Source organism: Streptomyces sp. SID5785 (assembly GCF_009870065.1).
In the GTDB taxonomy this organism is placed as follows: domain Bacteria; phylum Actinomycetota; class Actinomycetes; order Streptomycetales; family Streptomycetaceae; genus Streptomyces.
Window position 1 is genome coordinate 1 of record NZ_WWIA01001011.1, and the last position, 10223, is coordinate 10223.

Annotated in this window: 9 protein-coding genes; 7 read left to right on the top strand and 2 right to left on the bottom strand. The window is 69.4% G+C overall.

Translation table 11 applies throughout. The features are described from left to right. Nucleotides 1-67: 67 nt before the first annotated feature. Nucleotides 68-2815: a pyruvate dehydrogenase (acetyl-transferring), homodimeric type gene (gene aceE / locus GTW43_RS32630; RefSeq protein WP_161305580.1), complete on the bottom strand. Its 2748-nt coding sequence runs from the start codon at nt 2813-2815 to the stop codon at nt 68-70. 461 nt (nt 2816-3276) lie between these two features. Here aceE and GTW43_RS32635 point away from each other — a divergent pair, with 461 nt between their 5' ends. The 6 genes from GTW43_RS32635 (at nt 3277) to GTW43_RS32660 (ending at nt 7810) form a co-directional block, all read left to right on the top strand. Further along, entirely contained in the window at nt 3277-3711 is a 435-nt protein-coding gene (locus GTW43_RS32635; RefSeq protein ID WP_161305581.1) for a DUF3052 domain-containing protein, read from the top strand. A gap of 171 nt (nt 3712-3882) precedes the next feature. Then, a complete protein-coding gene (locus GTW43_RS32640) occupies nt 3883-4341 on the top strand; it encodes a peroxiredoxin (protein WP_161305582.1) in 459 nt (152 codons plus the stop codon). Nucleotides 4342-4470: 129 nt separating this feature from the next. After that, nucleotides 4471-5046 (top strand): TerD family protein, encoded by a 576-nt coding sequence (locus tag GTW43_RS32645; protein ID WP_161305583.1) that lies wholly within the window; start codon nt 4471-4473, stop codon nt 5044-5046. A 118-nt stretch (nt 5047-5164) separates the two neighbouring features. Continuing rightward, nucleotides 5165-5740, top strand: coding sequence for a TerD family protein (locus GTW43_RS32650; RefSeq protein ID WP_161305584.1), 576 nt, complete (start codon nt 5165-5167; stop codon nt 5738-5740). A 70-nt stretch (nt 5741-5810) separates the two neighbouring features. Beyond that, nucleotides 5811-6956 (top strand): DUF475 domain-containing protein, encoded by a 1146-nt coding sequence (locus GTW43_RS32655; RefSeq protein ID WP_161305585.1) that lies wholly within the window; start codon nt 5811-5813, stop codon nt 6954-6956. A gap of 104 nt (nt 6957-7060) precedes the next feature. Further along, nucleotides 7061-7810 carry a Tellurium resistance gene (locus GTW43_RS32660; protein WP_161305586.1) on the top strand — a complete coding sequence of 250 codons (750 nt, stop codon included), beginning with the start codon at nt 7061-7063 and terminating at the stop codon, nt 7808-7810. A gap of 43 nt (nt 7811-7853) precedes the next feature. On the opposite strand, the gene GTW43_RS32665 is transcribed toward GTW43_RS32660, so the two are convergent. After that, the gene (locus GTW43_RS32665; protein ID WP_161305587.1) at nt 7854-8726 is read right to left on the bottom strand and encodes a TerD family protein; all 873 of its coding nucleotides are present in this window, start codon (nt 8724-8726) and stop codon (nt 7854-7856) included. A 286-nt stretch (nt 8727-9012) separates the two neighbouring features. Here GTW43_RS32665 and GTW43_RS32670 point away from each other — a divergent pair, with 286 nt between their 5' ends. Then, entirely contained in the window at nt 9013-10185 is a 1173-nt protein-coding gene (locus GTW43_RS32670) for an HpcH/HpaI aldolase/citrate lyase family protein (RefSeq protein WP_161305588.1), read from the top strand. Nucleotides 10186-10223 lie beyond the last annotated feature (38 nt).

Here is a 10223-nt window from a genome sequence, read left to right on the forward strand (position 1 = left end):
CGCGGGGAACTGCGCGAGAAGCCCCACCGGCCCGCACCCGGCAAGGGACACCGCACCCGGCAAGGGACTACGCGTCGCCCCCGGCCGCCCCCGGATCCGCCGCGGCCACGTCGAGCAGCTGATAGCGATCCACCGCCTGCTTCAGCACGGACCGGTCCACCTTCCCCTCCCGCGCCAGCTCCGTCAGCACCGCGACCACGATCGACTGCGCGTCGATGTGGAAGTAGCGCCGCGCCGCACCCCGCGTGTCCGCGAAGCCGAACCCGTCCGCGCCCAGCGACTGGTACGTCCCGGGCACCCAGCGCGCGATCTGGTCCGGCACCGACCGCATCCAGTCCGACACGGCGACGAACGGCCCCTGCGCCCCGGACAGCTTCTGCGTGACGTACGGCGTGCGCTGCTCCTCCTCGGGGTGCAGCAGGTTGTGCCGCTCCACCTCGACGGCCTCGCGCCGCAGCTCGTTCCAGGACGTCGCGGACCAGACGTCGGCCCGCACGTTCCACTCCTGCGCGAGGATCTGCTGCGCCTCGAGCGCCCACGGCACACCGACGCCGGAGGCCATGATCTGGGCCGGAATCTCACCGGTGGTGCCGGCGCTGATCCGGTGGATGCCCTTGAGGATGCCCTCGACGTCCACGTCGGCCGGCTCCGCGGGCTGCTGGATCGGCTCGTTGTAGACGGTGAGGTAGTAGAAGACGTCCTCGCCGGGCCTGCCGTCGGCGGTCGGCCCGTACATGCGGCGCAGGCCGTCCTGCACGATGTGCGCGATCTCGTACCCGTACGCCGGGTCGTAGGCGACGCACGCCGGGTTGGTCGAGGCGAGCAGCTGCGAGTGGCCGTCGGCGTGCTGGAGGCCCTCGCCGGTCAGGGTGGTGCGGCCGGCCGTCGCGCCGAGCACGAAGCCGCGGGACAGCTGGTCGGCCATCTGCCAGAACTGGTCGCCGGTGCGCTGGAAGCCGAACATCGAGTAGAAGACGTAGACCGGGATGAGCGGCTCTCCGTGCGTCGCGTAGGCCGAGCCTGCCGCGATCAGGGACGCCGTGCAGCCCGCCTCCGAGATGCCGTCGTGCAGCATCTGGCCGGTCGGCGACTCCTTGTACGCGAGCAGCAGTTCACGGTCCACGGACTCGTACTGCTGGCCGAGCGGGTTGTAGATCTTCGCGCTCGGGAAGAACGCGTCCATGCCGAACGTGCGGTACTCGTCGGGCGCGATCAGCACGAAGCGCTTGCCGATCTCCTTGTCCCGCATGAGGTCCTTGAGGAGCCGGACGAAGGCCATGGTCGTCGCGATGGACTGCTGGCCCGAGCCCTTCTTCACGTTCGCGTAGGTCTTGTCGTCCGGGAGCTGGAGCGGCTTGGCCCGCACGACCCGGGTCGGCACGTAGCCGCCGCACTCCTGGCGGCGGTCGTGCATGTACTGGATCTCCTCCGAGTCACGGCCCGGGTGGTAGTACGGCGGCGCGCCGTCCTCGAGCTGCTTGTCGGTGATCGGCAGGTGCAGGCGGTCGCGGAAGCCCTTGAGGTCGTCGACCGTGAGCTTCTTCATCTGGTGCGTCGCGTTGCGGCCCTCGAAGTTCGGGCCGAGGGTCCAGCCCTTGACGGTCTGCGCCAGGATGACCGTCGGCTGCCCCTTGTGCTCCTTGGCGGCCGTCATCGCGGCGAAGATCTTCCGGTGGTCGTGACCGCCGCGGCCCAGGTGCAGGATCTCCTTGTCGCTCATGTTCTGCACCATCGCGCGCAGCCGGTGGTCGTCACCGAAGAAGTGCTCGCGGATGTACGAGCCGGTCTCGGTGGCGTACGTCTGGAACTGGCCGTCCGGCGTCGTGTTCAGCCGGTTCACCAGCACACCGTCGCGGTCCTGCGCGAGCAGCGGGTCCCAACTGCGGTCCCAGACCAGCTTGATGACGTTCCATCCGGCGCCGCGGAACTGCGACTCCAGCTCCTGGATGATCTTGCCGTTGCCGCGCACCGGGCCGTCGAGGCGCTGCAGGTTGCAGTTCACGACGAACGTCAGGTTGTCCAGGCCCTCGCGGGCGGCGATGGACAGCTGGCCGAGCGACTCCGGCTCGTCCATCTCGCCGTCGCCGAGGAAGGCCCACACGTGGGACGCGGAGGTGTCGGCGATGCCGCGGGCCTCCATGTACCGGTTCATCCGCGCCTGGAAGATCGCCCCGAGCGGGCCGAGGCCCATCGACACGGTGGGGAACTCCCAGAAGTCCGGCATCAGGCGCGGGTGCGGGTACGAGGACAGCCCGTCGGGCGCCTTGGACTTCTCCTGCCGGAACCCGTCGAGCTGCGCCTCGCTGAGCCGGTCCAGGAGGTAGGCGCGGGCGTAGATGCCCGGCGACGCGTGCCCCTGGAAGAAGACCTGGTCGCCGCCGTCGCCGCCGTCCTTGCCGCGGAAGAAGTGGTTGAAGCCCACGTCGTACAGCGACGCCGAGGAGGCGAACGTGGCGATGTGGCCGCCGACGCCGATGCCGGGGCGCTGCGCGCGGGACACCATCACCGCGGCGTTCCACCGCGTCGCGTTGAGGACCTTGCGCTCGATCTCCTCGTTGCCGGGGAAGAACGGCTCGTCCTTGGTGGCGATCGTGTTGATGTAGTCCGTGCTGCGCATCTCGGGCACGGCCACGCGCTTCTCGCGGGCCCGCTCGATCAGGCGGAGCATCAGGTACCGGGCCCGCTCCCGGCCGCGTTCGTCGACCGCGGCGTCAAGGGAGTCGAGCCACTCCTGGGTCTCCTCGGGATCGAAGTCCGGGACCTGGCTGGGAAGACCGCCAATGATGATCGGGTTGCGATCGGATCCGGAAGCCACGCTGTTCCCTCACTGTCGGTGATGCCACTGTTGCACTGTCGGTTGCGCCGTTGTCCATCGTGGACCTTGTCAACCGAATCGTCATCTGTATCGCGAAGGTGTGCGCGGGGGCCCGGCGGCCGCGCGGGGCACCACCGGTCAGCAGCGCACAAAACGTAACGATACGCTCAAGCCGCTCAAGTGTTCCTCGGGTCCCTCCGGATCCGGTGACGCCCGGTGGTCCGGCCAGTACGGGCAATTCCGGCAGATCGCTGTGGCATACATCACCGGCGCGGGGGGATCCTTGACTGCAGTTGCGGTGACACGGCCCGGAACGTCACCGTTTAGGCGGTCTCGGCCGCCGGGTACTTGCGCGATCCGTCGCGCACGTGTGGACTACGGCCAACGCTTCGCGCGTGCGTGAGGCGTCCGGGGCGACCCGGACAACCCAAGAACTCGTAAACATGATCAGGAGGCAATCCGTGAGCGCGACCGCGGACCACGCGGAGACGAACCTTGCCGTGAGGCTCGGTTTCCAGCCCGACCAGGTGGTCCAGGAGATCGGCTACGACGACGACGTCGATCAGGAGCTCCGCGAGGTCATCGAGACGACCATCGGTTCGGAGCTCGTCGACGAGGACTACGACGACGTGGCTGACGCCGTGGTGCTCTGGTTCCGTGAGGACGATGGGGACCTGACCGATGCGCTGGTGGATGCCATCGCGTACATGGAGGAAGGCGGCTCCATCCTGCTCCTGACGCCGAAGACGGGCCGCGACGGCTACGTCGAGCCCAGCGAGATCGGGGAGGCCGCCACCACCGCCGGCCTCACCGCCGCGAAGAGCGTCAGCGCCGGCAAGGACTGGACCGGCAGCCGGCTCGCCACCCCGAAGGCGGCCGCCACTCGGAAGCGCTGAGCCGGTCCCGCACGCCGGGAGCAAGACAGGAAGGCCCCCGTGGGCACGCATCGTCGTGCCCGCGGGGGCCGCACGCGCTTGTCGGGGCCCCGCGGGCCCACCGGCCGGACGGCGCCCGGCGCCGACTAGGCTGAGCCACCCGAACAGCCCCACCGAAGGGAAGCTTTCACCATGGCGATCGAGGTCGGCACCAAGGCCCCGGAGTTCGAGCTCAAGAACCAGCACGGCGAGACCGTGAAGCTCTCGGACTACCGCGGCGAGAAGAACGTGGTGCTGCTCTTCTACCCGTTCGCTTTCACCGGGGTGTGCACCGGCGAGCTCTGCGCCCTGCGCGACGAGCTGCCGAAGTTCGTCAACGACGACGTGCAGCTGCTCGCCGTGTCGAACGACTCCCCGTTCTCGCTGCGCGTCTTCGCCGAGCAGGAGGGCCTCGAGTACCCGCTGCTCAGCGACTTCTGGCCGCACGGCGAGGCCTCGCGCGCGTACGGCGTCTTCGACGAGGAGAAGGGCTGCGCGGTGCGCGGCACCTTCATCATCGACAAGGAGGGTGTCGTGCGCTGGACCGTCGTCAACGGCCTGCCCGACGCCCGCGACCTGAACGAGTACGTCAAGGCGATCGACACGCTGTGACCCCCCGGCGGGACGACACCCTGCGATATGCCTCGCGGGGTGCGGGAACCCGTCACTAGGATCCAGACGTTGATCCGATGCCAGACGCACTACGGGGGCTCCCCGCCCCTCAGACCACAGGGAGGACTCGTGGGAGTCAGCCTCAGCAAGGGCGGCAACGTATCGCTGAGCAAGGAGGCCCCGGGCCTCACAGCGGTCGTCGTGGGCCTCGGTTGGGACGTCCGTACCACGACGGGTACGGACTTCGACCTCGACGCCAGCGCCATTCTGACCAGCGCCGAGGGCAAGGTACGCAACGACCAGGACTTCGTGTTCTTCAACAACCTGAAGAGCGCCGACGGCTCGGTCGAGCACACCGGTGACAACCTGACCGGTGAGGGCGAGGGCGACGACGAGCAGGTCAAGGTCAACCTCGCGACCGTTCCGGCCGACGTGGACAAGATCGTTTTCCCGGTCTCGATCTACGACGCGGAGAACCGCCAGCAGTCCTTCGGCCAGGTGCGCAACGCGTTCATCCGCGTCGTGAACCAGACGGGCGGCGCCGAGATCGCCCGGTACGACCTCTCGGAGGACGCGTCGACGGAGACCGCCATGGTCTTCGGCGAGCTCTACCGCAACGGGGCGGAGTGGAAGTTCCGCGCCGTCGGACAGGGGTATGCCTCGGGTCTGCGCGGGATCGCGCAGGACTTCGGCGTCAATGTCTGAGCAGGTCTGAGCGCACCAGCTCACCACCGCACCACGGACACCGTCCGGCGCCGCACTCCCGCAGTGCGGCGCCGGACGCGCTCGCACACACCGCACGAAACCGGGGAGGACCACGATCATGGGCGTCACGCTCGCCAAGGGAGGCAATGTCTCCCTCTCCAAGGCCGCACCGAACCTGACACAGGTCCTGGTGGGCCTCGGCTGGGACGCACGTTCCACCACCGGAGCCGACTTCGACCTCGACGCCAGCGCGCTGCTGTGCAGCGGCGGCCGCGTCATGGGCGACGAGTGGTTCATCTTCTACAACCAGCTCACGAGCCCCGACGGCTCCGTCGAGCACACCGGTGACAACCTGACCGGTGAGGGCGACGGCGACGACGAGTCGCTCATCGTGGACCTCTCCAAGGTGCCGGCCGGCTGCGACAAGATCGTCTTCCCCGTCTCGATCCACGACGCGGACAACCGCGGCCAGACCTTCGGCCAGGTGAGCAACGCGTTCATCCGCGTGGTGAACCAGGCGGACGGGCAGGAACTGGCCCGCTACGACCTCTCCGAGGACGCCTCCACCGAGACCGCGATGATCTTCGGCGAGCTCTACCGCTACAGCGGCGAGTGGAAGTTCCGTGCAGTCGGTCAGGGGTACGCGTCGGGGCTGCGGGGCATCGCTCTAGACTTCGGGGTCAATGTTTCGTAAAGCCGTGCACGGAGCGGGGGAGCCCCGTACAACCAGCACGGGGAGACCCGTACACACGATGGGGTAGGCAGTGCTACTGAAAACCTTCGGCTGGTCGTTCGCGATCACCGTGCTCGGACTGATCGCGGCGGTGTTCTACGACGGCTGGACAGCCTTCGGCGTCGTCGCGATCCTGGCCGTTCTCGAGATCTCGCTGTCCTTCGACAACGCGGTGGTCAACGCCGGTGTCCTGAAGAAGATGAACGCCTTCTGGCAGAAGATCTTCCTCACGGTCGGTGTGCTCATCGCCGTCTTCGGCATGCGTCTCGTCTTCCCCGTCGTGATCGTCGCGATCAGCGCCAAGCTGGGCCCGATCGACGCCGTGCAGCTGGCGTTCGACGACAAGGACCGCTACCAGCAGCTGGTGACGGACGCGCACCCGTCCATCGCCGCGTTCGGTGGCATGTTCCTGCTGATGATCTTCCTCGACTTCATCTTCGAGGAGCGTGACATCCAGTGGCTGCGCTGGATCGAGCGGCCGCTGGCCAAGCTCGGCAAGGTCGACATGCTCTCGGTCTGCATCGCGCTCATCGTGCTGCTCGTCGCCTCCCTGACCGTCGCGCTCAACGCGCACCAGCACGGCGGCGTCCACGTCGACAAGCAGGCGACGGTGCTCCTCGCCGGCGTCGGCGGCCTGATCACGTACCTGGTCGTCGGTGGACTCTCCGGGTTCTTCGAGAACCGCCTGGAGGAAGAGGAGGAGCGCGAGCACGAGGAGGAGGAGCGCGCCGCCCGCGAGGGCAAGCCCAAGTCGGCCGTGCTGCTCGCCGGCCAGGCCGCGTTCTTCATGTTCCTCTACCTCGAGGTCCTCGACGCGTCCTTCTCCTTCGACGGCGTCATCGGTGCCTTCGCGATCACCAACGACATCGTGCTGATGGCCCTCGGCCTCGGCATCGGCGCCATGTACGTCCGTTCGCTCACGGTCTACCTGGTCCGCCAGGGCACCCTGGACGACTACGTCTACCTGGAGCACGGTGCGCACTACGCGATCGGCGCCCTCGCCGCGATCCTCCTGATCACCATCCAGTACCAGATCAACGAGGTCATCACCGGCCTCGTCGGCGTCGTCCTGATCGCCTGGTCCTTCCTGTCCTCGGTCCGCCGCAACAAGCGGATCGCGGCCGAGGAGGGTCAGGGCGGCGACGCGGACAAAGCCGAGGTGACGTCCGGGGTTTGACCCGGGGGTCATTTCTGGAACGCTCTGGACGGGGCGGTCGGGCGAGGACGAGTCCTCCGCGGCCGCCCCGTCGGCATGAGACGGCACACCATCTGGGGGCGGAGATGTCCTTCTGGGACCGGTTGTGGAGCGGGCGCTCGGCACAGTTCGACTTCGACTCGGGCAGCGCCGCGACCAACGCGATCGAGCTGACCAAACGGCACCCGACGGTCTCCCTGTCCAAACAGGGCGCCGCCACCGGAAACCTGCGGGTCAACCTCTCCTGGCGGATGCGCACCTCGGACATCGGCCGCCCGGAGCGCAGCAGCGTGCTGCGCCACCCGTCCCGGATGTTCAAGCCGGACGTCGTCCAGGCGCACACCCAGTCGATGGTCAACGTCGACCTGGACCTCGGCTGCCTGTACGAGCTGGCGGACGGCGAGAAGGGCGTCGTCCAGCCGCTGGGCGGCTTCTTCGGGGACCTGAACGCACCGCCGTACGTGAAACTCAGCGGCGACGACCGGTTCGGCTCGGCGTCCGGTGAGACGATCTACGTCAATCTCGACCACCGCGACGCCATCAAACGCCTGCTGCTGTTCGTCTACATCTACGACCAGACCCCGGCGTTCGACCGGACGCACGCCATCGTCACGCTGTTCCCGAGCAACGGGCCGCGCATCGAGATCAGCCTCGACGAGCGCGCCCCGCAGGCCCGCTCCTGCGCCGTGGTCACGCTCGAGAACGTCAAGGGCGACCTCGTCGTGCACCGCGAGGTCAAGTTCGTCTACGGCTTCCAGTCCGAGCTGGACCGGCTGTACGGCTGGGGCCTGCAATGGGGGCGGGGCTACAAGTCCAAGGTCGGCGACCACCCCTGAGCGGCCGGTGGTACCCCGCGGGCCGCGGCGGACCGGACCCGGCTCAGCGCCCGACGAACTGGGGGCCCTGCGGCGGCATCCGGAACGCGGGATCGGGCGCGCCCGCGCCCGCACCCGCCGCCACCGGCTGCGGATAGCCGTACGCGGGCGGCGCCGCCGCGACCGGCTGCGTGGCCGGCGCCGGCGGATAGCCGTACCCGGGCTGCTGCTGCGGCGGCACCGGGAAGGCGGGGGCGTCCGGCCGGCGCCGGGTCGGCTGCGACGCGGAGACGGTCACGGGCTCCGGAGCGGGCGCGGCGGACGGCTGCGGGGCCGGGGCCGGCGGCTCCGGCTCGGCGACGGGCGCGGTGGGCTCGGCGGGCTCCGCCGACTCGTCCACCAGGATGCCGAAGTCGGTGGCGAGACCCACCAGGCCGGTCGAGTAGCCCTCGCCGACGGCGCGCAGTCGCCAGCCGCCGTCCCGGCGGTACAGCTCGGTGCAGATCAGCGCCGTCTCGGCGCCCGTCTCCGGCTTGATGTCGAAGGACGCGAGCGGCTCGGCGCCCTCGCCGGCCCCCGCGTCGTACAGGCTCATCCGCAGGCCCGGCACGTGCTCGAAGCCCACGCCGTCGTCCGCGGACGCGGTCAGCAGGATCCGGGAGATCTCGTGGGGTATCCCCGCCAGATCCGCCTCGATCGTGTCCGTCAGCACGTCCGCGACGCGCTTCTGGCCCAGCCGCCACACCGGCACCGAGGGGTGGCGCGGCTGGTTGTAGAAGACGAAGTCGTCGTCCGAGCGGACCCGGCCGTCCGGGCCGAGCAGCAGCGCCGACGCGTCCACCGGTGGCACGCCCTGTCCGGGGGTCCACCGGAGCACGGCGCGCACCGCCGTGGCGTCGAGCGGGATGTTCGCCCCCTTGAGCATCGCGTGCGTCATGCGGTCATCCTGCCTTCCCGGCCCCGGCCCGGACAATGCGGGGGCCCGTGATCTGCTGTTCCCTGCCCGCCGCGGTCCGGCGCGAATCAGGCGGTTCGCACCGGAAGCAGGTGGACGACATGCGTGGGTTACCTGAATTTCATGGCACACGGGAACCCTTGGCACACGTTTGTACGTACTATTACCGGCCACCTCTTGTCTGCCGCAGCGGTGACACGGGTCGTCCGGGACAGCACGGCCGAACAGCACCGCCGTCCGCGCCACACATCATCATCGGGGGAGTTTCATGCGTCATTTCGGGCATATCGCCCCTGAGGTGCGGGAGCGGCTGTTCCATGCGGAGCCGGTCGCGTTCTCCGCGGACTCCGCGCCGCGGCTGCTCGCGGCGGCGCTCGGCGCCACGCTCTACAGCCCGGCCACCCGGCCCCACCTCGCCGACGACGTCCTCAAGCAGGCCGGGCGCGGTGTCGTGTCCATGGTGCTGTGCCTGGAGGACTCGATCGACGACGCGGACGTGGCGGCCGCCGAGGACAACCTCGTGCGCCAGTTCGCCGACCTGAGCGAGCGCGCCGCCACGGGCGCCGAGCCGCCGCTGCTCTTCGTCCGCGTCCGCACGCCCGCACAGATCACCGACCTCGCCCGCCGTCTCGGCGCCTCCGTCGCCCTGCTGTCCGGTTTCGTGCTGCCCAAGTTCACCGAGGAGCGCGGCGCCGCCTTCCTCGAGGCGCTCACCGCCGCCGAGGCCGCGACCGGCCGCCGCCTGTTCGCGATGCCGGTCCTCGAGTCGCCCGAGCTGCTCCACCTGGAGTCCCGCACCGAGACCCTCGCCGGTATCTCCCGCACCGTCGACAAGTACCGCGACCGGGTTCTGGCGCTGCGCCTCGGCGTCACCGACTTCTGCTCCGCGTACGGGCTGCGCAGGCCGCCCGACATGACCGCGTACGACGTCCAGATCGTGGCCTCCGTCATCGGCGACGTCGTCAACAGCCTCGGGCGCTCCGACGGCACCGGCTTCACCGTCACCGGGCCCGTGTGGGAGTACTTCCGCCACCAGGAGCGCATGTTCAAGCCTCAGCTGCGGCGCAGCCCCTTCCTCGAGGGGCGGGCCGACGAGCTGCGCCAGGCGCTCATCCAGCACGACATGGACGGCCTGCTGCGCGAGATCGAGCTCGACCGGGCCAACGGACTGCTTGGCAAGACCTGCATCCACCCCTCCCACGTCCTGCCCGTGCACGCGCTGTCCGTGGTGAGCCACGAGGAGTACAGCGACGCGTGCGACATCCTGCGCCCCGAGCGGGACGGCGGCGGCGTCCTGCGCTCCGCGTACACGAACAAGATGAACGAGGTGAAGCCGCACCGCGCCTGGGCCGAGCGCACGCTCCAGCGGGCAGCGGCCTTCGGGGTGGCCCGCGAGGACGTCGGCTTCGTGGAGCTGCTGGCGGCGGGCCTGCCCGCGTGAACCCTACGGAGATCGCGGTCACGGAGATCGCGGTCACG